The organism is Devosia sp., assembly GCF_014860165.1.
Lineage (GTDB): Bacteria > Pseudomonadota > Alphaproteobacteria > Rhizobiales > Devosiaceae > Devosia.
This window is the reverse complement of sequence record NZ_JACZKG010000018.1, coordinates 70,655-92,553: the sequence shown is the minus strand read 5'-3', so window position 1 is coordinate 92,553 and position 21,899 is coordinate 70,655. Positions and strand designations below refer to the sequence as shown.

The following is a 21,899-nucleotide window of genomic DNA, read 5'->3' as shown; positions in this document are numbered from 1 at the left end:
GTCCTCGCTATGGGGGGTGCGAGGCCCTTGTGATGAGTCTTGGCGGAAAAGGCAAGGGCCGGGATTGCATATCCCGGCCCAGGCAAGCGAGTTTCGCGACTATTCGGCCGGCGTTGCGACCGCCCGTGCCGGCGATTTCGCCGTGCCGGGCAGGTGGGCCCAGGCCGGGCGCTCGAACAGGAAGTGGCCAAAGCCGGTGCGCAGCACGATCCAGTAGAGCACCAGCGGCGACATGATGGAGATCGCCATGATGGCAAGGCTGAGCACGGTGGGGTCGTCCACGCCCAGCCTGATCAGCAGCGTGCGGGAAACGCCCATGGGCAGCACGAAAGCCACATAGATGATCAGCGACTTGCTTCCCAGCCAGCGCAGCCAGTTCATGAAGGTCAGGCGGGTGAGCAAGGCGGCGATGACGCAGAGCGCTGCAGTACCTGCCAGCGCCAGGACCAGGTGGATCCCCGGCCAGCCCGCATAGCCCATGACCGGATGGATCGGGTGCATGGCAAAGCCGGGCGAGAAAACCAGGGCCGCGTTGAGTATAGCCCAGATCAGCAGCCCAACCCCTGCCAGCGCGACGTTGTCGCCGGCCCAGTCGGCCAGTCGGAACAGCACCGGCGCCATAATGTAGCCGGCGTAGAAGAACACCAAATACTCGGCAAACTGATCGATCAGGTAGCTGCCGGTGTGAATGGGTGCCATTTGGAGGATGGCGGCGACGCCAAACACTGCCCAGACGGGCGCGCGCAGGCTGTGCAGTAGCTTGGTCACCGTGCCGACCACCGCCAGCATGTAGATGAACCAGAGCACGCCATAGGGCTGGATCACCGCCCAGACGATCTGCTCGAGCGCGCCGACCGGATCGGTCGCCAGCAGGCCGACCTTGAAGGTGATGTGGATCAGCGCCCACAGTACGTAGAAATAGAGATAGTGCACGATGCGGCGATCGGCGTAGGCGCGCCAGGGGCGGTCGATCACCTGCGACAGGAACAGGCCCGAAATCAGGAAGAATTCAGGCATGCGGAAGGGCGTGGCAAAGGCGATGGCCCAGTGCAGGGCGCCCACGCCGCCGGTGTCCTCGCCCACGCTCGAGGCCGCATACATCATGACCACGAGAAAGATGGACAGGCCCTTGGCCATATCCACCCATCCAAGACGCCCGCCCGATCCCACCATGTCCCGCACTCCCAGTTTGGGGCGAGCATACAATGGACGGCGCTGGCGGGTGCCTAACGGGGCCCCGCCGGCGGCGGGAAATTGCCTGAGCGGTAAGTAATTGGATAACGGGCCTGTTCGATCCGGTAGGCAGAGAACTTGCCGTTGTCGATATTGACCTTGTGGGCGAGCAGAGCAGAGGTGAACCCGTGGTCGCCCAGATAGGCCACGATATGGCTGCAGCTCTTGCCGCAGATCAGCCAATAGGGCGTCTCGCGGTCGGCCAGGGCCGGGTCGATGGCGCGGGGCTTGCTCACGCGCCAGTTGATCGGACCGAGCAGGGATCCATCATTGCCGCTGACGAGGGTTATGTCTTCTTTGGCCGCAATCGCGATGCCGGTGAGGTCGGGCCAGGCCACCAGTTGCCGGGCAGGGTCAAAGTCGGCGCCGGCATCGTCTACGATCGCCGCATAGAGGTCCGGCGCACTCCAGACCGGCTTGGACAGGCGCTGCGTGGCGCCGGCAACCCCTATCGCCACCTGCGGCAGCAACAGCACGAACAGTAGCCAGCGCCGTCCCTTGAGGCCCACGACCATGACGGCCATGAAGCAAAGCATGGTCATGAAGGCGGAGTGCCACGGGGCCTTGCCATAGATTGCGGCCGTGGCAATGGAAAATGCCAGCAGCAGCGCGAGCACTGTGCCCAGGATCAGCGGCTCCCGGCGAAAGGCGATGATGATGGCCGTCAGTGTCGCCACGGCGAGCACGGGTCCGCGCAGTGGCCCGATCATGCCGATCCAGGAGAGATTGTGCACGATGCCGACGAACAGGTCGGGGGTGGAGGGACCAATTGTGGTGTTGCCCAGGCCCGACAGCACGGCCGATGCGCCGAAGGCCAGGGCCAGCAGGGACGGGGCCAGCAGCGCCAGCAGGGCAGTGCCCTTGCTGCGCTGATAGACCAGCCAGAAGGCGAACAGCAGGCCCGAGAAGAAATGGAAGCCGCAGGCCAGCGCCAGCAGCCAGGTCGCCGCAACGCCCTTGCCTTCGCGATCAAGCAGCAGGGCGCCCAGAATGCAGGAAAAGACGATGTTATAGGGGCGGAAGTGGTAGCCCCAGAACTGCAGCAGCACGAAACTGGCCAGCATGACGAACAGGATGGTGGCGTCACGGCCGATCAGGCGCCACAGCAGGAAGGCATTGGCGATGGAGATCGCCAGGCCGATCGTGCGGGCCTGGTTGAAGTCGAGGAAGAACGACAGCAGGCGCAGCAGCCAGTACCACAGTGGGGGATGGCCCTCGCTCGGGATGATGAGGAAATCGATGGGGCTCGAGATGGTGGTGGCCCAAAGCCAGGCCTGCCCCTCGTCCAGCCACGGGTCGTGAGCGGCGAACAGCACGATCTGCAGCGCGGTATAGGCCAGCACGACGGCGAGCGATGCCATCGTCTCCGCGCGCATGGTGGTCCCCTCGGCGGGCAGGGCCTCAGGCGACGCGGCGGGGAACAAGGCGCTCTTCGATCTTGTCGACACCAGCTTCGCCGCCTTCGTGATACTCGGCGTCTTCATTGACGGTCCACACGTCGAAGGCGCGTGTCCCAGCGATGATGTTCTTGGCAGTCAGGATGCCGGTCATCATGGCGTGGTCCTGATTGTTATATTTGTGCATGCCGTTGCGGCCGGCGAGGTGGAGGTTCGAGAACTGCTCCTCAAGGCCCTCGGTGATGGTATCGACATTGATCTTGTAGGTGTCGTCATAGACCGGGTAGGCCTTGGGCTGCCGGACGACGGAGCCGTCGATAATGTCTTCGGGCCGGGCCAGGCCCAGCTTGCCGATCTCGAATTTGGCGCGCGCGATCAGGTCGGCGTCGGCCATGTCCCAGGTGTCGTCGCCAGCATTACAGAAATATTCCATGCCGTAGCAGGCCGTGTCGGGGTCAGGCACCATATCGGGCGACCACGACTTGAAATTCTGGATGCGGCCGACTTTGACGCTGGGATCGTGGATGTAGATCCAGTTGTCATCAAAGCTCTCCTTGCCGCGGGTGATCAGCCCGATGATCAGGAAATCGCGATAGCGCAGGCCTGCGGTGGCCGCCGCGACGGCCCGGTCCTTGTCGGCGCCCAGCATGCGCACGAGCTCGTTTATAGCGGCGGTCGAGACCAGGTGGTCGGCGGTGACCTTGGTTTCCCTGCCGTTGGCATCGGTGACGATGGCGATCCACTTGCCGCTCTCAGCATGCTGGCTGATTGCTGTGACGGTGGACCCCATCATCATGGTGCCGCCTTGAGCGACGACCTTGTCGCGGGCGCGCTCCCACATCTGGCCGGGGCCGAGACGGGGATAGCGGAAGCTGTTGATCAGCGTCTTGATGACGCCGCCATCCCTGGGCTTGCTGCCGATGCCGAAGCTCGAGATGATGGCCTGGTAGAGATTGAGACCCTTGATGCGCTGGGCAGCCCAGTCGGCCGAGATCTCCGAGCAATCCATGCCCCACACTTTTTCGGTGTAGGTCTTGAAGAAGATTTCGAACAGCCGGCGACCGAAATTGTTGACCACCCACTGCTCGAAGCTGACGACCTTGCGATAGGGCCGGGCCTGGGCCCAGCCATAGGAGATGACGCAGCGCAGGGCCTCGACTGGGCCGAGCTTGGCCAGTGCGTCGCCGGCGCGAAGCGGGTAATCGAACAGCTTGCCATTGTAGTAGATGCGGCTCGAGCGCGGGCGCTGCAGCATCTCGTCGCCCATGATCTCGGTCCACCAGGCCTCGACCTCGGCGCTCTTGGAAAAGAAGCGGTGGCCGCCAATGTCGAAGCGGTAGCCCTTGTAGTTCACGGTGCGCGAAATGCCGCCGACATAGACGGGATCGCGCTCGACGATGGCGACGCTGCGGCCGGCCTTGGTGAGCTCGTAGGCGGTCGTCAGGCCTGCGGGGCCTGCACCGATGATGAGAGTTTCGACATGCATCAGGGGACCACCGTGCTGCGGCTGGAAAGCCGGGAGAGAAAGCCGCCCGCAAACGACACATGCTTGTGGGCAAGGAACGAATAGACCGTGACGAGGCCCACGGCGCCCAGATGGGCGAGACGTTCGGCCGGCGCATCGATGGGGAGGGCGCCAATCCAGGCCATGAATGGCAGGGCGAACAGCGCCATGAGCGCATAGGCAACGCACAGACGAAGCGCCAGGGTGGTCACCGAAACCAGGACAAAACTGGCGAACTGCCGGTGGGCAGGGCGCATATCGAGCGTGAACACGAAGCGACGGGAGAGCGCGAAGTTGACGCTCATTCCGGCAAAGGCGCCCATGGCGACGGTCAGTGTGAAGAAGACCGGTTGCTGCAGCAGCGCAAACGATAGCAGGGTTTGCACAATAGCCACGTCGACGAATGTGGCCGTTCCGGCGGTCAGCAGGTATCGCGCAAATGAAACCAAGAGAACCGCCGGGAGATTCGAGAAGGAACTGTTCTTCCAGACGAATCTAGCCCGCAACGGCTTAACAAATGGTCATTTTCGATTGTCGGGCGAGCGCGGAAAACCGTGCTGCCGAATGCCAGTTCTAGCTAGACCGGGACCGAGGCATAGGCCGCGAAGAGCAGGCCGAGCGTGGCGAAGAACATGACCGAGAGCGAGATGGTTTTGAGCATGGCAAAATGGTCCTGCGCCAAGGTACGGCGCGATGCAGGTTATAGCCGCAAGGCGTTAATTTGAGATTTCGACCGCGTAGTTTTCGATCACGGTATTGGCCAGCAACTTCTCACACATGCTGGTGAGGGCTGAACGTGCGGTTGCCTCATCGGTTCCGTCCAGGACAAGGTCGAAGACCTTGCCCTGTCGCACGGATGCAACACCGGAAAAACCGAGGCTCTTGAGCGAGCCTTCGATCGCCTGACCCTGGGGATCGAGAACGCCGTTCTTGAGGGTGACGGTGACGCGCGCCTTCATTGTGCCGCTCCTGACAACGCTTACTGGACCAGACGCGGACCGGTGGTCAGCGCATTGTCGGTTTCGACCAGGATGCCAAGCCGCTGTGCGACTTCGCGGTAGTTCTCGATCAGCCCGCCAAGGTTTTCGCGGAAGCGGTCCTTGTCCATCTTGTTGCGGGTCTTGATGTCCCACAGCCGGCAGCTGTCGGGGCTGATTTCGTCGGCCAGCACGATGCGCATCAGGTCGCCTTCATAGAGGCGGCCGCATTCGATCTTGAAATCGACGAGCTGGATGCCGACACCCATGAAGAGGCCGGTCAGGAAGTCGTTGACGCGGATGGCCAGGCTCATGATGTCGTCGAGCTCGGCCGGGGTGGCCCAGCCAAAGGCGGTAATGTGCTCTTCGCTGACCATGGGGTCATGCAGAGCATCGTCCTTGTAGCAGAACTCGATGATCGAGCGCGGCAACTGCGTGCCCGGCTCGAGGCCGAGGCGCTTCACCAGCGAACCGGCTGCGTAGTTGCGCACGATGATCTCGAGCGGGATGATCTCGACTTCCTTGATCAGCTGTTCGCGCATGTTGATGCGGCGAATGAAGTGAGTCGGGATGCCCAGGCCGTTGAGTTTGGTGAACACGAACTCGGAAATCCGGTTGTTCAGCACGCCCTTGCCATCGATGATTTCGTGGCGGGCGCCATCACCGGCGGTGGTGTCGTCCTTGAAATACTGAACCAGAGTGCCCGGCTCAGGACCTTCGAACAGGATCTTGGCCTTGCCCTCGTAGATTTTGCGACGACGGTTCATTGGGAATCCGGGACCGTTGGAAGGAGGGAGAATTTGGCCGCTTCATGCGCCAGAACCGAGCAAAAATGCAAGCTCTTTCGCATGAGCCGGCCCGATGGCGATGCGCTGCGTCGTGCATAAGGTCGCAGCGCGCCTGCGCCCGTTGCTTTGGCGTGGCGAACCGCCTATGTCGATTGGCAAGCGCCGGAGAGGCGGTAAGATAGGAAGCCAAGCGGGAGAGTTGCATGAGCCAGTTCGAGGATCGGCAGAAGGGCCAGGAGGCCAAGTTTGCCTTCGATGCGGAGAAAAAGTTCAAGGCGGAAGCCCGCCGCAACAAGCTCGTGGGCATCTGGGCGGCCGAACTGATGAGCCTGACCGGCGATGAAGCCAAGGCCTATGCCGCCGAGGTTGTGGCCGCCGACTTCGAGGAAGCCGGCGACGAGGACGTCTTCCGCAAGGTTTCCGGCGACCTCAAGGCCAAGGGCCTCAGCATCGGCGACGACGTGATTCGCCAGAAGATGGCGCAGCTGGTGAATGTCGCCAACGAGCAGATCGCCGCCGAGGGCTGATCGCGTCAGTATGGGAATATTGAGGGGCGTCGGCCACAGGCCGGCGCCCTCTACTTTCGCCTGATCAGCCGACCCAGAGCGCCATGCCAATGGAGGCGGGCATGACCGGCTCGAAGCCGAACTTGGCGTAAAGATGCCTGGCATCTCCATCGGCGATGAGGCTGACATAGGCGCTGGCGGGGGCGTTGGTCCGCAGGTGGTCGACCAGCGCAGTCATGATCCGCTTGCCCAGGCCCTGGCCCTGATGCTCGGGTTCCACAGCGATGTCGACGATCTGGAAGGCCGTGCCGCCATCGCCAATGATGCGGCCCATGCCGACAGTGCGTCCCTCGTGCCTGATGGTCACGGCAAACCAGCTGTTGGGCAGGCCGGCTTCTGCTGCGGCCTGTGTCTTTTCGCTGAGGCCGCTCACCTTCCGCAGCCGCCGGTAGTCATCGATGCCGGGCGTGGCTGTTATCAGTTCGTATTCGCTCACCTGAGCCTCTGCATCAGCCGCGTGAACATCAGCAGCCCCTCGGGCCAGGGCCCGTGGCCCGAGGCGGTGTTGATATGGCCGGCTTCACCTGCCTGGTGGAAATCCGAACCCCAACAGGTGGCGTATTCGACGGCGCGGTCGATGGTGCAGAGCGGGTCATTGCTCGATGCCACCAGCATCGAGGGAAAGGGCAGGGGGTCGCGCGGGATCGGCCGAAAGCCGAAGGTCTCCTCGGGCGCCTCAGGGCTCAGTTCGAGGTCCGGCACGGAAACGAGGAAGGCGCCGCGCACATTGTCGGGCAGGCGCGGCGCCGCATGGGCAACGGCAATAGTCGACAGCGAATGCGCGACCAGCACGACCGGCCTGGTGGTCAGACGGCAGGCCTGGTCGATGGTCTGGACCCAGTCATCCAGGTCGGGCTCGTCCCAGTCGGCTTGCTCGACGATGGCGGCGCTGGACATGCGTTCGGCCCAGCGCACCTGCCAGTGGCCGGGACCTGAATTGCCGAGCCCGGGCAGGATCAGGATGTCACATTCGGAAATCTTCACGTGCGATGCGTCCTGTCGCGATAGAAGGCGGCACTGGTCTGGGTCAGGCCGATCTTCTGGTAGAAGCCTTCGGCGCCGGGCAAAGCGAGCAGCGTAATGGTGACGCCGGGCCCCACGACCTCAGCCGCCTTGTCCATCAGCAGGGCGCCGATTCCCTGGCCCTGATGGCTTTCCACCACCGCCATATCGGCGCAGTAGCAGATCCAGCTCCAGTCCGTCATGCCGCGGAACAGGCCGACCAGCGTCCCGCCCGCATCGCGCGCCGTGACGACGATGTTGGAATTGTCGAGATAGGCCTGCACCCGTTCGGTATTGCTCAGCGGCCGGGTGGGGCCGAGCGCCGATTGACCGACGCAGGCGATGTACTCTTCGGCCGTGAGGCCGGTTTCCTGGGCGCAGATAATGCTCATCACGCCTCGCCAAACACGCGCTTGAAGATCGTGTCGACATGTTTGAGGTGATAGGCGTCATCGAACATGGCGTCGATTTGCGCATCGCTCAGAGTCACTTCCGGGTCTTCTTTAAGGTTCCGGGCGAACTGCCCGGCACGGTCGCCGCGCATTTCCCAGACCTTCATGGCGTTGCGCTGCACGGCGGCGTAGCTGTCCTCCCGGGAGTAGCCGGCCTGGGTCAGCGCAAGCAACACGCGCTGCGAATTGTGCAGCCCGCCGAGAAGGTCCAGATTCTTGCGCATGTTCTCGGGATAGACCACCAGCTTGTCGATGACGCCGGTGAGGCGGGCCAGCGCGAAATCGAGCGTCACCGTGGCGTCGGGGCCGATCATGCGCTCCACCGAGGAGTGCGAGATATCGCGCTCGTGCCAGAGGGCGACATTTTCCAGCGCCGGGGTCACCATGCCGCGCACGAGTCGGGCGAGGCCAGTAAGGTTTTCGGTCAGCACCGGATTGCGCTTGTGCGGCATGGCCGAAGAGCCCTTCTGGCCGGGGGAGAAGAACTCCTCGGCTTCGAGCACTTCGGTGCGCTGCAGGTGACGGATTTCGATGGCGACACGCTCGATGGAACTGGCGACCACGCCCAGCGTGGCGAAGAACATGGCGTGGCGATCGCGCGGGATCACCTGGGTCGAAACCGGCTCGACGCTCAGGCCTAGCTTTTCGGCCACGTATTCTTCGACCTGTGGGTCGATATTAGCAAAGCTGCCGATGGCGCCGGAAATGGCGGCCGTGGCGATTTCGGCGCGCGCCGCGACGAGGCGCGCCCGGTTGCGCGTGAACTCGGCATAGGCCTCGGCCAGCTTGACGCCGAACGTGGTTGGCTCGGCATGAATGCCATGGCTGCGGCCGATGGTGATGGTGTGCTTGTGCTCGAAGGCGCGGCGCTTGAGCGCTGCGAGCAGGGCATCGACGTCAGCGATGAGAAGGTCAGCGGCACGGGCCAGCTGCACCGACAGCGTGGTGTCGAGGATGTCCGAGCTGGTCATGCCCTGATGCACGAAGCGGGCGTCGGGGCCGACGATTTCGGAGAGATGGGTCAGGAAGGCGATGACGTCGTGCTTGGTGGTGCGCTCGATCTCGTCGATCCGCGCGACATCGAAGCCGTAGTCACCCTTTTCGGCCTTGCGGGCATTCATGACGTCCCAGATGTTCTGGGCCGACTCCTTGGGCACTACGCCGAGTTCGCCCAACTTGGTGGTGGCATGCGCCTCGATCTCGAACCAGATGGCAAAGCGGGTCTCTGCCGACCAGATGCTGACCATTTCGGGGCGGGAATAGCGCGGAATCATGGGCTTAGGGCTTTCGGGTTCAGAAACTGAGTCAAGCGACGCGGCTGGTCGCCGCGTGGCGGATGGCGGCGATGCGGTCGGCATAGGTGGCACTGTCATTGCCGGCAAAGATCGATGAGCCGGCGACCAGCACATTGGCGCCGGCATCGGCAATGGCGCGGGCATTGTCTGCGGTGACGCCGCCATCGACTTCGAGGTCGATGGACCGGCCGCCGATCAGCGCCTTGGCCTGGCGCAGCTTATTGAGGCTCTCGGGGATGAAGCTCTGCCCGCCAAAGCCGGGATTGACCGACATGACCAGCACCAGGTCGACATCGTCGATGACATGCTGGATGGCCGAAACCGGCGTTGCCGGATTGATCGCCACGCCGGCCTTCTTGCCGAGGGCCCTGATAGCCTGCAGCGAGCGGTGCAGGTGTGGACCGGCCTCGGCATGCACGGTGATGATATCGGCGCCGGCGGCAGCGAAGTCACCGAGATAGGCATCGACGGGCGCGATCATCAGGTGCACGTCGAAGGGCTTGGTGGTCACCGCGCGAATGGCCTTCATGACCACGGCGCCAAAGCTGATATTGGGGACGAAATGCCCGTCCATGACGTCGACATGGATGTAGTCGGCCCCGGCCGCATCGACGGCGGCAACCTCGTCACCCAGCCGTGCAAAATCGGCCGACAGGATGGACGGGGCGATGCGGATGGGTCGCGTGGTCATGAGGGCTGCCTTGCCAGGGGAGGAGCACGCCCCTGCCATATAGTTTGAGGCGGCGCTGGGCAAGGGCAGGGTGGGGGTGACACCGCTGCCACAGGTGCGACAACGCCCCGAGGGCGGCGGACACCCCCTCATCCGCCCTACGGGCACCTTCTCCCGCAAGGGGAGAAGGCGACCACACGAGTCTCAGTCGGGAACCTTCTCCCCTTGCGGGAGAAGGTGGCGCGTAGCACCGGATGAGGGGGTGACCGGACATCACAGCTTGCTGGCGCAGCTACGTACTCCTATCGCGCCAACGCCACATACCTTCACAAACCAGGGATGCGTCAGCGCGGCTCATTGCTTTGCAGCGGCGACGCGGTAGAACAGCGGCGCAACAGGAGCGTCAGCCTCGTGGAATTTTCTCTGCCATTGGTGTTCGGCGCCGGGGTGCTGAGCTTTCTCTCGCCCTGCGTCTTGCCGCTGGTGCCGCCCTATCTCACCTATATGAGTGGCGCGAGCTTCGAGCAGTTGCGGGCTGATGATGTCGGCGCGGCCGCGTTGCAGCGGCGGGTCGCCTTCACGTCGCTGTTTTTCATTCTCGGCTTTTCCGTAGTCTTCATCACGCTGGGCGCCACCGCCACGGCCTTCGGCCAGGCCTTCCGGCAGGCGCTGCCCATCCTCACCCCGATCGCCGGCGTGCTCATTATCGGCATGGGGCTGCATTTCCTGGGCGTCTATCGCATCGGCATTCTCGACCGGCAGTTGCGCCACAATGGGCCCGGCGCCGCCAGCGGGCCGCTGGGCGGCTTCCTGCTCGGCCTCGCCTTTGCCATCGGCTGGACGCCGTGCATCGGGCCGGTGCTGGCTGCGGTGCTGTCGGTCGCGGCCAGCCGCGATACGGCCTGGGAAGGGGCCGGGCTGCTGGGCCTTTATTCGCTGGGGCTGGGTGTGCCCTTCTTCCTTGCCGGTATTGCCCTCGGGCCGTTCCTCGCCTTCTTCCACGGCTTCAAGAAGCACCTGCATACGGTGGAACGCGTCATGGGCGGCCTGCTGGTGGTGACGGGCGTGCTGTTCTTGACCGGCAATTTTACCCGGCTCTCCTACTGGTTCCTCGAGACCTTTCCGGTCCTGGCGAATTTCGGCTGAAGGTAAGCCGGGCTTAACCCTGCGCCAAGTTTCTGGTCGGGCGCCGATTTGCAGCGCCAAAGTTCAGCACTGATTTACTCCGTCGGGGCAGAGTGCAACCCGACACGAGTGGGGCCCATGCTGATAACAAACACAGCCGACGCAGCTCTTGAGCCCGGCGCCCGCAGCGATGCGGCGGCGCCCGTCGCCATGCGCGGCGAGATCGCGGTCGAGGTCGCTGACCGGATCGAGGCTGTCGAGACCGTCTGGCGCGAGCTGACTGCCGGCAATATCGAGTCTCCGGGCCAGAGCTACGATTTCATCCGCCTGTGGGTGGCCGACCGCAAGGTGCCGCAATCGCACCAGCGCTACGTTGTCGGCCGGGTCGATGGGCAGGCAGTGGCGCTGCTGCCGCTGCATCGCAAGCGGGTCCATGGCCTGCCGGTCTTCACCTGGTTTCCCGGCGCCAATGCCGGCTGCTACGCGCCGATTGCCGACTATGACCGCCTGGCCGCGCTGGGCGCGGAAGGCCGCCGCCAGCTCTGGTCGGCGATGACGCAACAGCTCACCGGCGCGGACGCGGTCTATCTGCGATCCATCCCCATGGATGTGGGTGGGCACACCGGACTCTTCGACGAACTGGGGTCCACCCTGGCCGTCGAGACGCTCTACCGCTCTGAATATTCGAGCTGGGAGGAATGCGACCGGCTGCAGCGCAGCAAGTCCCGCCGCAAGCATGACCGGCAGCAGGGCGACCGGCTGGCTGCCATGGGCGAGGTCGGCTTCGAGGACGTCCGCAACGGCGCCGACACGACCCGCGCCATAGAGACCATGTTCACCCAGCGCTCGGCCCGCTTCAAGGCCATGGGCATCCGCGACACTTTCGTGCATGACCGGCTGATCGGCTTCTACCACGAGCTGGCCAAGGCCGGTTCGGGCGTCGACGTGCGGCTGCATGTCCTGCGGCTCAACGGCGACATTGTCGCGGTGCGCTACAATGTCGTCCACAACGAGCGCATGTTCTGCCTCATCTCCTCGATGAGCGATGATCCCGCGATCCAGAACGGTTCGCCCGGCAAGCAGTGCCTGCTGCGCGTGATGCAGACCGTGTTCGACCAGGGCATCCGCATCTTCGACATGGGCAGCGGCTATACCGACGAAAAGCGCCACTGGTGCAATGTGCAGGCGCCACTGCGGCAGCACTATATCGGGCTGACGCCGCAGGGCGGCGTGGTGGTCAAGGCCCACCGGGCATTCCAGGTGGCGCGTGCCGCCATCAAGGCCAATCCGCATCTAAAGGCGGCCGTGCGCGGCGCGCGGCAACTGTTCGACCGCGTGACCGGAGCGAAACCCCCGGTGGCTACCGAAAAATCAGAGTAGCTTGAGGCCGCGCAGCGAGGCGTGGCCCGATTTGCCGATGATGATGTGATCGTGCAGCGTTATGCCCAGCGGCTTGGCGATGTCGGATATTTCTCGCGTCATCCGCACATCGGCCGACGATGGGGCCGGGTCGCCCGAGGGGTGGTTGTGCATCATCCGTTTCATCTTTTTATCTAGTTGATTCACAAGCAGAAAATCAAAAGATTTGCGGAGGTGGGGGCGGCCTCCGGGGGCGTGCGCAAACTCAATTCGTAAGGGTCACGCTTGCTCATCCTACTTCCCGTTGAGTCGATTTGTCGCACGGCACTTAACGGTCTGCTCATTTGCCCATTCGTTGAGGTCGGACACAGGATAGACGATAGACTTCCCAATCTTCACGAAGGCTGGCCCGACGCGCATTGCTCGCCAGTTGGCAAGCGTCCCGGTGGATACGGCGCCTCGAAATCGCTCAGTCACTTCTTCTGGCGTCAGATACAGTGGTTCAGTCATCTTGCACCTCAAACAACCTCGGTAGGGGCGATCGATGCGCGTACCGTGAACACCGAGACGATCCGCTGTGAGGCATCCACAAGGCGATCTTCAGTGAGACCACCTGTCGATACCGACGCCTCACGCACCTCTACGGGAACTTTGCTTTGAGAGAGAAGGGGGCACTAACTACCCTAGAGCCATTTCGGGCTGTCGGCGCGAAAAAGGCCGGGGAGTAGGCGCGCTAGTCAGTCGGATGGGATGCGCCGAAGCCTTCCGAGGACCAAGTCCACACGTTCGAACGTGTCGGGTGCGCCAAATCTCAAGAACCTCCAAACTACGAATCTGGGGGTCAGGAGTTCGAATCTCTTAGGGCGCGCCAATATTTTCAAAGACTTAGCTGGATTTCACCGTTTCAGAATGACGAGCTGAAACGGTTTTTGAAACGGTTTTGCATGATTGGATAGCGTAGCGCGCGCTGGAGCGGTGCGGAGAGAACGCGCGGCCGGGCCTACATTGAGAGTTCGCACACCATGAATATTGTGGGGCGGCCCTGGCTGCTCTAGGGATGCACGGAACGGAGCAAGCCCATTTTCGGCCATTCATCGACCTTGGGCGAATTCTTAAAGGTGGGCGACCACTCGATGTCTAGTGTGGGCTGCTATTGGGGGCGGCGGCCAGTCCGGTATCGAGGTGCTAATGACTGCTTGGCACCAACTGCGGTCATTGCTAATGCCCCGCTATTAACTGGATTGACGCAGACCCCGACGTGACGTTTTGGAGGAACCTCTGTGGACACCACGAGAGCGGTTAGCGAACCCCTACGACGCATCATCGACCACCACAACGCTTTCAACAGGCGAGTCAAACTGCTCTATGGCTCACTTAACAAGGTGATGTCCGATGGCCTAGGCAACGACGTTGCCGTTGCCTTGCCCTACGGTGACGAACCGTGGGGCGAACCAAAGCAGTGGTCTTCGTCGACGGACGGAGATGCGGCCGTGGAGTTGCTTGCGGAGTTGGGTATCGTGCGGGCGGCCTCCGCATTTGAGGACTTTCTGCAGGGTGTCATAGCCGAGCTCGACAGAGCAGGCATCTCAGCGCCCGCCCAGACGAAGGCCGATCTGATCGAACGTGTTCTGGTTCGCTTGTCGATTGCCTCGTCCGACAGGCCATCGCTCGACCTAGTCCGGTTTTTTGACTGCGCTAGAAACTGCATAGTTCACCAGATGGGCCGGGCAAATGCCGAACTGGTAGACCTGAGCGTCGAGAAGGGACTTGCTGATGTATTGGCCAGTTCAACGCCACGGGCAAAGGCGAAATGGAAACCGGCTATCCCAGCGACTTCGCTCGGTAAACCGGTGTCATGGCGGCCGAGACACGCGATCCTCGCATCGGATGCCTACTATAAGGCTGCGGTAGCCATTGATCAAAGGATGCTGAGCGTCCTTGGAGATGGCCGAATTGTCGCCATGGCATCTTACTGGGCCGTGGCTGCTCCTATCCCAGTGGTAGAAGCAAGAAGTTCACACATCGCAACATTGCGAACGGCCCTAAACGACCGCTACCGGGTGAAGGTCAAGGCCACGGAGATTGGCCCACTGTTGAAGTCTGTCGGTCGTTGGGAGAACGCAAAGGTGTCCTTTCACGATAGGAATCCCAAGCGTCCCATCGACTAACTACGAGTTCGGTGGATTTTGCCATCGAACGGCTAGCACATACGACGAGGCCACACCATCGTCGCTGCGCGCCAATGCGGTCAAAGAAGATCGGAAGGCCGAAATGGGGTCGAAAGCGGCCTTCGCCCAAACCCTCGGTTGTCCCGCCGCTGCCCCCTGAACTGTCTAAAGCGGATGGCCTCAATCTGATCATCACCCGGGAAAGGGTCGAAGCCTGCACAGTGTGTACCGCGGACCTATAGTCTTTGTGGCATGCTCAAGTGAAAAGATCGTATGATACCAGCCGCACACTGAGCATCGCGACCGACCCGCCAGATGGTCGCCGCTGGCGATCGAAGGTCCATTCAGCCTTCAGCCCGATGGATAAAGTCCAATAGGCCAGTTTACTCTTCGCCGGGCGGCATAGCCCGCAGCACCTGGGACCGCATTCCCATTTGGTCCTTCGCTGCCCAAAGGGCACCCGGCCGGCTCAGACCCAGTGAGCGGCAGGAAAGGTCCGGCGTTTGAGCGAAGCTCTTGCTTCGTCGGTGCATGTGGTGCTGCCTAGAACCAGCGACAAAGCCAAGCGAACGCTCGCGATGATCCCTTAGTCCCGCCGTATTTCCTAAAGAGTCGATGACATGTCGACTGTGGGAACTTCTTCGACGTGATTGCCTGGAACATGGGCGCCCACTGCCTCTGTCGGCAGTCCGTCAAACCGGGGGTCCGAGGGTCATTTGCGCAGTCGAGCGCTTACTGAGTTACCATTCGGCCATTCCCGCGCGCAATGTAAACAAGATCGAACAGGGGCCCGAGTATCGTCATGACGTCATCGGCGTCCGGCAGCCTAAGGAGCGCCTCGAAGTGCATTGCCGCCTCAACTCGCGTAACGAACGGCTCTAGACACAAGCTGAATTTAGCCAACAGTTCGTCGTCGGAAAGAGGTGAAGTGACGCTGCCGGGAGCGGTGGTGCGAGTGCGCGAAATGGTCACGCCAGCACGGGTGTGAAGCACGACATGAGCGCCTGTAGAGATGCCACTCGGACCTTTCGGTAGGTCGTGCGCCGCCGTTACCTCCACGCGGTTCATCAGGTCTAGCACGTCGGAATTCGTCAGGGCACCCGGCCTGAAAGCGTCCGGTCCAAGTCGTCGATCGATCGCCGCACGGGCGAGGCAGTACGCCATGTTGAATCGTGCTTGGTCGGGCGTCGAAGGAGTGCCCTGCAGCAGGATGGTCGGGACGAAGGCGTCGACGGCACATTCGATCCGCTGGATGGAATCCCCGTCCGCTACGTCGGTAGCGGCGTCGAGTACCGCCGCTACCGCGGCGTGGGTGGCAGTGCACGTTGGATAGGCCTTGACCACGAATCCTGGAGGCGGAAACGCCACCGGTGTCCCGAATGATCGTCCGACCGCACCGTGTACCCCCAGGAATCCTCGGGCACCGCTCAGCGCATCCTCGGGGGCGCTGAAGCCACGCTGCGCCAACTGCACGGCGAGCAAGCCCGATGCGGCCGCCTGGGCGACTTGAAGCGGTTTACCGTCTCCCCCGAAAGCACCACGGACGCCGCTGGCCAAAGAGGCGGCAAGCGCGAAGGCGACCGCCATGCGGTCGGGTGAGAGGTTCGCCAGAGCGCCGCAGGCGGCAGCCGATGCGAATACTCCTAGCGTTGCGCTCGCATGCCAGCCGGCCCTGTACATCCCAGGGTTGGTCAACTCTCCGACCGCCATTGCGACGTCGTAGCCGGCCGCGCATGCCGCGAAAAGGCGCTGGCCGGAAACCGGCCCGATCGCTGCATCACACGATGTGAGGGCGGCAGTCACGAGTGTGACCGACATGTGCGCCATTGCGGTCTCGGTCTCGTCGTCGTCGAAATCCAACGCGTGGGCGGCGAAGGTATTTGCCAGGACGGCGTCCCGAACGGAGACGGCCCGACCATGGCCCCAAAGGCGGGCAGATCCGGCAGCATCCCCGGTCGACGATAGACCGGCGAGGGACAGGGCCGGTCCAGTCAGACTGCCGCCGAGCGTTACCGCCAGAATGTCCGGCACCACCCGCACTAGTTCCGCCGGTGCTGCATAGGGCACCCGTTGGCGTGCGGCGACGATCTCGCAGAGCTGCGGGACAATTCCCCCCTGAGCAGGGGATTGACGAGGTGTCATGGGGCTAAACCTTGAGCTGTAGGACGACTGGGTGTTGGGCGCGGATCCGGCGAATCCAGTTCACGAAGTTCGGAAGGACACGCGAAGTTTGGTCATCTTGGTGCGGTGGTCCTGGCCTTCGGCCGCAGCCGCGATGGTCTGGTCATCGCAAAAGTGTCGAGCGCCTGCTCGACCAATTCGGGCGAAAGACCTGCCCGTTCGTCCAGCAGTTGCCGCATGGTCTTGCCCGTCGACAGTATCTCGTGCGCCAACAGCGCAGATTCCTCGTACCCGAGCAGGGAGGTTAGTGCCGTGGCCAGTGCGGTACTCGACTCCAGGTGGCGCAGGCAGTTCTCCGGATTGGCGGTGATACCGACGATGCACCTGTCGGTGAGGGTATTCACCGCGTTGGCCATGAGCGAGATAGACTGAAGTAGATTGAAGACGATGACCGGCTCCATCGCATTCAGTTGCAACTGGCCCGCTTCGGCCGCGAGCGTCACCACGAGGTCGGACCCGATGACCTGAAAGGCGACCTGGTTGACCATTTCGGGTATAACTGGGTTCACCTTCCCGGGCATGATCGACGATCCCGGCTGCATATGAGGGAGGTTGATCTCGCCGAAGCCACCGCGCGGTCCGCTGGAGAGGAGACGCAGGTCGTTGGAGATCTTGGACAGCTTGACGGCAGTCCTCTTGAGGGTTCCCGAAAAGAGCACGAAGACGCCGGTATCCCAGCAGGCCTCCACCAGATTGGCGGCGCCGACGACCTTCAGGCCAGCCAGTGCACTCAACTCCTCGATCACCGTTGCCGCGTAGGCAGGATCCGCAGTGATGCCTGTTCCTATCGCCGTGCCGCCAAGATTGACTTCCATCAAAAGTGCCGCGGCCTCGTCGAGGCGGGCGACGTCTTCGTGCAAAGTAACCGCAAATGCCATGAACTCTTGCCCGAGAGTCATGGGGACAGCGTCTTGGAGCTGGGTCCGCCCGAGCTTGACGACGCTGGCGAATTCATCAGCTTTCCGTTCGAACGCTCGAGCCAGACGGACCAGAGCGCGGGAGAGTTCGACATAGGCGAAGCGAACCGCAAGGCGGATGGCTGTCGGATACACGTCGTTGGTCGACTGGGAGAGGTTCACGTCGTTGTTCGGGTGGAGGTATTCGTATTCCCCCTTACTCCGGCCCAAGTATTCCAAAGCCCGGTTTGCGATCACCTCGTTCATGTTCATGTTGGTCGACGTCCCAGCCCCACCCTGGAAAACGTCGAGCACGAATTGATCGCTCAAGCCGCCGTTGACGATATCCTGGCAGGCCTGAACGATGGCATCGCACTTGTCTTGGGGCAGGTCGCCGATACGCCGGTTCGCGCGAGCGGCCGCCATTTTGATCATGGCCAGGGATCGGATGAAGACCGGGAAATGGCCGATCGGAATATCGGAAATCCGGAAGTTCTCGAGCGCCCGGGCGGTCTGGGCACCATAGTAAGAGTGCAGTGGCACTTCTACGTCGCCCAACGAGTCGTGCTCTACCCGAGTTGGACGCCGCGGTTCTGTACGGTGTGCCATGGCTAGACTTCCTAGGGACCCAGGTGGTGGTGTCGCCGGCGAGGTCTCTGCCGTGGTGTGGCGACGAGATTCACGCCGGGAGAGCAGGGCGATTAGTTGCCTGTGCGAGGCAAGGCTCCAGCACAGGCAACCTCGATGCGAGACCGCAGTACGGTCGTCAGTAGTCCATCTTCCACATGTAGCGGCGTACCGTCAGCGGATGGCCGCGTGCTTCCGAAAGCGCTACGGCGTAAGTCCGGAGCAAAGGGAGGAAGACGAAGGGAGTGAGATATTCGCGAACACCTTCGTCGATGCCCTCGAAATCGAAGTCCTGGGCGTCCAGCTCAAGAACCTTCTCGCTGAACTTCCCTGCGAAATTGACCGCCCGCTGGTCCATTTGACGACAGTTCCCGAGGCCCTTCAGGACCACGAACGGTATATCGGAGTCAGTGATCTCGAACGGACCGTGGAAATACTCGCCGGAGTGAATGGCTTGTGAGTGAATCCACTGCATCTCCTGCAGGATGCAGCACGCCCAAAGGTAGGCTACCCCATAGTTCGACCCGCTAGCCATCGTGTACATCACCGGCTCCCGCTTGCGCTGCTGAGCCCAATCGAGTGTTGCTTGCCGATGCTTAGCGTGTTCGGCCGCAACGACGCCGGGAAGCTTGGCCAGGCCCTCGTTAAGAGCACTGAGCTTCGGGTTGGCCTCGAAAGCCGCGAGAATGCCGAAGGCAATGCGTAGCACGATCGCCGAAGGGATGTCCGCCGAACCGGCGTCGGGGGTGGCATCGTAATCGACACGTGTATCGACGGCCTGGGCCAAGGGTGAATCGCCCTTGATCGTAAGCCCGATCGTATACGCGCCCTTTTCCTTGGCATGGCGGGCTGCGGCGACGGTCTCGGGCGTGTCCCCTGACTTGGAGCACAACACAACGACGCTTGAGCTTCCGAGGCGAGGCGAGTTGCGTGCGATGAACTCTGCCGAACTGTAGGCGTCAGCAGCGATAGTTTTCGCTTCGCGTTCCATGGCGTACTTGGCGGCGTTCATTTGTGAGAATGAACCGCCCAAAGCAACGAAATACACGTTGGCCGGCTTGCCGCGCGCTTCGATGGCGGCAATTGCAGCTCCGATCGCCGCTTCGATGGTCGAAGTCATAGATGTTTCCCCTAATCTTCCGGACTGTCCGGCCTGAGTTGAACCGGGGCTGTTGGTATACTCCAATGCATAGAGGGTCAACCCGAAATCTTGGTAGGGCCGAAGGCAGTGAACGGTTCCTTGCGGCGCCAGCGGTGCCTTCTGGACGCTCCAAGTCCGGATTAAGGCTCACACTTTGAGCCGTTCCGAACCCGCGTGCCAGAGTCACAAAAGTATGCGACCGGAGGCGCTCGAAGCGTCTCCGGTCTACACCAATGTCCAACGACTCGGTTTGCCGTCCGAAGTTGCCAGCTATATCGCTGTCTTCATTTTCGACAGTTGCAGCTGCAAGACGCGGGCCCCGCGAACCTCAGTCGGCCGTGGTTCCGTTTCGGCGATGCGGAATACGTCGACGATGCGGTCGAGCTCCGTCGCTTGGGCCTCTGTCTGCTCGATCGCCGCGCTGGTCTCTTCAACCAGCGCCACATTGTGCTGGGTCATGAGGTCGAGCTGTCGCACGGCGGCCGAGATTTCATCTATTGCTGACGCCTGGCTGCGGCTGTTCTTGGCAATGCGTTCCATCTGGTCAGAGGTCGATCTGGCACCATCCCGCATCGACGTCAGCTTGCCCGCTGCTTCTAGTACGAGCTTCCCGCCAGTGGCGACGTCCTGCAGGCTTTCGTCGACCAGGTTCTTGACCTCCGCCGAAGCCTGGGCCGCCGATTGTGCCAGGCGGCGAACCTCGACTGCCACCACAGCGAAGCCTTTACCGGCATCACCGGCCCTGGCCGCCTCGACGGAGGCATTCAACGCGAGGAGGTTGGTCTGGAATGCGATGTCGTCGATCATGCCGATAATGTTGGATATGCGGTTGGAGGACGAAGAGATTTTCTCCATGGCCCGCGTCGCCTCTTCCATCACCGCGCCCCCGTCCTCGGCTGTCCGGCTCACCGCTTTGGACATCTCGTTGGCGTCGTGGGCCTGCACCGAATTCTCCTGGACGGTTCTGGCGAGCTGTTCCATTGCAGCGGAGGTTTCTTCGATCGTGCTGGCCTGCTTCACGGTTCGGTCCGACAGGTCGTTGGAGCCTGCAAGGATCTCGCTGGTGGCGATCTTCAGTGATCCTGACGTGCTGCGCAGTCTACCGACGACTTCGGTCAGGCGTTCCGCGACCGCGTTGACGTCGTTCTTGAGTTGGGCGAACGCACCGTCATATTCGCCAGACATGCGCAAGGTCAGGTCGGTGTTCGCAATACCTCCCAGCACTCGACCGATCTCGCTGACACTTCGGTCGAAGGTCGACACAAGACCGTTCACGCTACTTGCCAACCCGTTGAGTTCCGGGTCCGGAAACTCGATCGTCACCTGGCGTTTGAAATTGCCGGCGGCGGCGGCTTCGACCACTTGTCCGAACGCCTTCTGCAGCTCAACCATCATGACCTTGCGATCTTCCTGGTCAGAGATGAGCCTGGCCTCCTCGGCCTGGATCATCTGGCTGACACGCAGACCGTTCTCGCGGAAGACTTCCACGGCCCGTGCCATCTCGCCGACTTCGTTGCCGGTTCGCGTGTATGGGACGTCGATCGCGTAGTCCCCTTTAGCGATCTGGCTCATCGATTTCGCGAGTAGCGGGATCGGTCGGGTTATCAGCCGCGCAAGCATCAGGCCGACTGCGATCAGAACCACGGTCACTCCACCGCCGACAGTCGCGATTGGTACCACGATCCCATTGGCCGAAGCCTCGACGCTCGCAATGGGGGTGCCGACGAAGAGCGCTCCCAACAGCTCTCCGCTCTTCTTCTGTATCGGCTGAAAGGCACCGAAGAAATTTCGTCCGTCGAGATCGACTTCACCTACGAAACGAGTGCCTGCCATCAGCGATGCGAACGGTGCGCTTGTCGGATCGAGCGGGACTTCTGTAAGTCTCGCGCCGGATGACGATGTGAGGCTGGTAGTTTTGCTAACCAGGCTCCCAGTGGCTGCGTCCACGGCGTAGATGGTGGCGTCCTGCCTGGTTACGCGCGTTACGGAATCGATCATCTCGGTGTCTTCGAACGGCGGGAGGTCGGAACTCCAGGTGACAAACGCCTCGAGATCTCCCCCTTCGGTCCAACTCAAGACGGAACCGGTAAGTCGGCGTTCGAGAATCGTCGCAGCTACGCTGAGATTGGTGCCCTGTTGCTGCTTGCCGACCTCGAATGCCTGTCGATGAAGGTTAAGGTAGATGGCCGTTGAAACCGCGGCGATCGAGCCGGTAATGGATAGGATGACCAGCACGACGATCGCGGTGGTCATCTTGATGTTCCGGAGAAGTCCCGCGAACTTGCGCATGTCTGTCCTTCGTAGCAAATGCTGGTTGTTCAGTTACCCGTGTACGACTGTGCCGCGGCCCGACCTGTCGGACGATCAAACCCATTCAAACAGGGGACGTCGCGTCGGCCGGAGACGCGCGGGCGTTGATTTTTCTGGGAACGCCAACTTTGGTCGTCTGGGTCGAAGCCGGCGGGACGACCAGGGAGGTTTGGACGCCCGCCGGCCGACACCTCACTCGTCACAGTGA

General features: G+C 62.2%; 20 protein-coding genes and 1 pseudogene. 4 read left to right on the top strand and 17 right to left on the bottom strand.

Going from position 1 to position 21,899, the window contains the following annotated elements; all coding sequences use genetic code 11:
• Nucleotides 1–99 precede the first annotated feature (99 nt).
• The 6 genes from IH615_RS05200 to purC form a co-directional block, all read right to left on the bottom strand.
• Nucleotides 100–1,137 carry an acyltransferase family protein gene (locus tag IH615_RS05200; RefSeq protein ID WP_291360372.1) on the bottom strand — a complete coding sequence of 346 codons (1,038 nt, stop codon included), beginning with the start codon at nt 1,135–1,137 and terminating at the stop codon, nt 100–102.
• A gap of 89 nt (nt 1,138–1,226) precedes the next feature.
• Nucleotides 1,227–2,609: a hypothetical protein gene (locus IH615_RS05195; RefSeq protein WP_291360370.1), complete on the bottom strand. Its 1,383-nt coding sequence runs from the start codon at nt 2,607–2,609 to the stop codon at nt 1,227–1,229.
• A 25-nt stretch (nt 2,610–2,634) separates the two neighbouring features.
• Nucleotides 2,635–4,116, bottom strand: coding sequence for an NAD(P)/FAD-dependent oxidoreductase (locus tag IH615_RS05190; protein WP_291360369.1), 1,482 nt, complete (start codon nt 4,114–4,116; stop codon nt 2,635–2,637).
• Nucleotides 4,116–4,583 carry a GtrA family protein gene (locus IH615_RS05185; RefSeq protein WP_291360368.1) on the bottom strand — a complete coding sequence of 156 codons (468 nt, stop codon included), beginning with the start codon at nt 4,581–4,583 and terminating at the stop codon, nt 4,116–4,118. The genes IH615_RS05190 and IH615_RS05185 overlap by 1 nt, the downstream gene beginning before the upstream one ends.
• Nucleotides 4,584–4,850: 267 nt before the next feature.
• Nucleotides 4,851–5,093, bottom strand: a complete 243-nt coding sequence (gene purS / locus IH615_RS05180; RefSeq protein ID WP_291360366.1) for a phosphoribosylformylglycinamidine synthase subunit PurS — start codon at nt 5,091–5,093, stop codon at nt 4,851–4,853.
• 20 nt (nt 5,094–5,113) lie between these two features.
• Nucleotides 5,114–5,878: a phosphoribosylaminoimidazolesuccinocarboxamide synthase gene (gene purC, locus IH615_RS05175; RefSeq protein WP_201652970.1), complete on the bottom strand. Its 765-nt coding sequence runs from the start codon at nt 5,876–5,878 to the stop codon at nt 5,114–5,116.
• 224 nt (nt 5,879–6,102) lie between these two features.
• On the opposite strand from purC, the gene IH615_RS05170 reads away from it, so the two are divergent.
• Nucleotides 6,103–6,426 carry a DUF1476 domain-containing protein gene (locus tag IH615_RS05170; RefSeq protein WP_291360364.1) on the top strand — a complete coding sequence of 108 codons (324 nt, stop codon included), beginning with the start codon at nt 6,103–6,105 and terminating at the stop codon, nt 6,424–6,426.
• A gap of 64 nt (nt 6,427–6,490) precedes the next feature.
• Here IH615_RS05170 and IH615_RS05165 read toward each other — a convergent pair whose 3' ends face one another.
• Genes IH615_RS05165 through rpe form a run of 5 tightly spaced genes read right to left on the bottom strand, consistent with a single transcriptional unit; the run spans nt 6,491 to nt 9,905 of the window.
• Nucleotides 6,491–6,901 carry a GNAT family N-acetyltransferase gene (locus IH615_RS05165; protein ID WP_291360362.1) on the bottom strand — a complete coding sequence of 137 codons (411 nt, stop codon included), beginning with the start codon at nt 6,899–6,901 and terminating at the stop codon, nt 6,491–6,493.
• Entirely contained in the window at nt 6,898–7,449 is a 552-nt protein-coding gene (locus IH615_RS05160) for an alpha/beta hydrolase (RefSeq protein WP_291360360.1), read from the bottom strand. Before IH615_RS05160 ends, IH615_RS05165 begins: the two co-directional genes overlap by 4 nt.
• Complete coding sequence (locus IH615_RS05155; RefSeq protein WP_291360358.1) at nt 7,446–7,859, bottom strand: GNAT family N-acetyltransferase; 414 nt, start codon at nt 7,857–7,859, stop codon at nt 7,446–7,448. The genes IH615_RS05160 and IH615_RS05155 overlap by 4 nt, the downstream gene beginning before the upstream one ends.
• Entirely contained in the window at nt 7,859–9,193 is a 1,335-nt protein-coding gene (gene purB / locus IH615_RS05150; protein ID WP_291360356.1) for an adenylosuccinate lyase, read from the bottom strand. The genes IH615_RS05155 and purB overlap by 1 nt, the downstream gene beginning before the upstream one ends.
• Before the next feature lie 31 nt (nt 9,194–9,224).
• A complete protein-coding gene (gene rpe, locus IH615_RS05145) occupies nt 9,225–9,905 on the bottom strand; it encodes a ribulose-phosphate 3-epimerase (protein WP_291360354.1) in 681 nt (226 codons plus the stop codon).
• A 390-nt stretch (nt 9,906–10,295) separates the two neighbouring features.
• Between rpe and IH615_RS05140 the strand changes: the two genes are divergently transcribed.
• Nucleotides 10,296–11,030 carry a cytochrome c biogenesis protein CcdA gene (locus tag IH615_RS05140; protein ID WP_291360353.1) on the top strand — a complete coding sequence of 245 codons (735 nt, stop codon included), beginning with the start codon at nt 10,296–10,298 and terminating at the stop codon, nt 11,028–11,030.
• Between the two features lie 117 nt (nt 11,031–11,147).
• A complete protein-coding gene (locus tag IH615_RS05135; RefSeq protein ID WP_291360351.1) occupies nt 11,148–12,389 on the top strand; it encodes a GNAT family N-acetyltransferase in 1,242 nt (413 codons plus the stop codon).
• Here IH615_RS05135 and IH615_RS05130 read toward each other — a convergent pair.
• A pseudogene (locus tag IH615_RS05130) lies at nt 12,381–12,545 on the bottom strand (JAB domain-containing protein); the annotation flags it as partial. The gene IH615_RS05135 and the pseudogene IH615_RS05130 overlap by 9 nt on opposite strands.
• A gap of 117 nt (nt 12,546–12,662) precedes the next feature.
• Entirely contained in the window at nt 12,663–12,878 is a 216-nt protein-coding gene (locus tag IH615_RS05125) for a helix-turn-helix domain-containing protein (RefSeq protein ID WP_291360349.1), read from the bottom strand.
• Between the two features lie 770 nt (nt 12,879–13,648).
• Here IH615_RS05125 and IH615_RS05120 point away from each other — a divergent pair.
• On the top strand, nt 13,649–14,536 hold the full coding sequence (locus IH615_RS05120; RefSeq protein WP_291360347.1) for a hypothetical protein: 888 nt from the start codon (nt 13,649–13,651) through the stop codon (nt 14,534–14,536).
• 732 nt (nt 14,537–15,268) lie between these two features.
• Here the strand turns inward: IH615_RS05120 and IH615_RS05115 are convergent.
• The 4 genes from IH615_RS05115 to IH615_RS05100 form a co-directional block, all read right to left on the bottom strand.
• Entirely contained in the window at nt 15,269–16,678 is a 1,410-nt protein-coding gene (locus IH615_RS05115; protein ID WP_291360345.1) for an MmgE/PrpD family protein, read from the bottom strand.
• A 92-nt stretch (nt 16,679–16,770) separates the two neighbouring features.
• Complete coding sequence (locus IH615_RS05110) at nt 16,771–18,222, bottom strand: aspartate ammonia-lyase (RefSeq protein ID WP_291360343.1); 1,452 nt, start codon at nt 18,220–18,222, stop codon at nt 16,771–16,773.
• Between the two features lie 157 nt (nt 18,223–18,379).
• Entirely contained in the window at nt 18,380–19,360 is a 981-nt protein-coding gene (locus tag IH615_RS05105) for an SIS domain-containing protein (protein ID WP_291360341.1), read from the bottom strand.
• A gap of 291 nt (nt 19,361–19,651) precedes the next feature.
• Nucleotides 19,652–21,634: a methyl-accepting chemotaxis protein gene (locus IH615_RS05100; RefSeq protein WP_291360339.1), complete on the bottom strand. Its 1,983-nt coding sequence runs from the start codon at nt 21,632–21,634 to the stop codon at nt 19,652–19,654.
• Nucleotides 21,635–21,899 lie beyond the last annotated feature (265 nt).